The sequence below is a fragment of the Bacteroides sp. LFL-34 genome, from assembly GCF_027257075.1.
In the GTDB taxonomy this organism is placed as follows: domain Bacteria; phylum Bacteroidota; class Bacteroidia; order Bacteroidales; family Bacteroidaceae; genus Bacteroides; species Bacteroides ovatus.
In genome coordinates this window covers 1-579 of record NZ_JAPQKZ010000166.1, presented here as the reverse complement: position 1 = coordinate 579, position 579 = coordinate 1, and the positions used below count along the sequence as shown (strand labels likewise).

At 46.5% G+C, this 579-nt stretch carries 1 protein-coding gene and 1 pseudogene; both read left to right on the top strand.

The window, feature by feature from the left end:
* Window positions 1–18: 18 nt before the first annotated feature.
* Window positions 19–381, top strand: a complete 363-nt coding sequence (locus N5O98_RS27405) for a DUF3408 domain-containing protein (RefSeq protein ID WP_032595734.1) — start codon at window positions 19–21, stop codon at window positions 379–381.
* A pseudogene (locus tag N5O98_RS27400) lies at window positions 378–579 on the top strand (conjugal transfer protein TraD); the annotation flags it as partial. The gene N5O98_RS27405 and the pseudogene N5O98_RS27400, both read left to right, overlap by 4 nt.

Sequence of the window (579 nt, the reverse complement as noted above, 5' to 3'; positions counted from 1 at the left end):
CAAAAACAACAAAGAAGTATGAAAAGAACAAATAAGAACCGTCAGGCTGAGTATCTGCAAACAGGAAAGAGTGAAAGAACCGCTGTCCGTGCAGCAAAGTGTGTAACCGACTACGGGCATGAAAATACCGACGTTGACTTCCGCAAGGATAAAGGCAGAGACAAACCGCTCTCGACTTTCCTGCAAGCATCGGAAATCAAAACGCGGCAATGTATATACATCAGCCGAGAAATTCATGAGAAAGTCGCTATCGTTACCAGTCGGATGGGAAACGGTTTGAGCATCGGCAAGTTTGTGGATAACATCCTCCGCGACCATTTCCGACAATACGGGCAGCAGTACATGGAACAGATTGAAAACGCCCAAAAAGTAAGATTATGACAAAGGCGTTTTTAATCGTATCGGTTGCTTGCAACGTGTGGTTTCTGTTTCTGCTGTTCTATGACCGCATCATGGACATGAAGCTCATCCGTTTCTTCAGACATATTGCCGGGCTGTGGCGGTCATTGGACAGTACGGTGGCAGAGCAAGGAAAGGATAAGGAAATACCTCACGCAGACACCTCGGACATCATTGGCA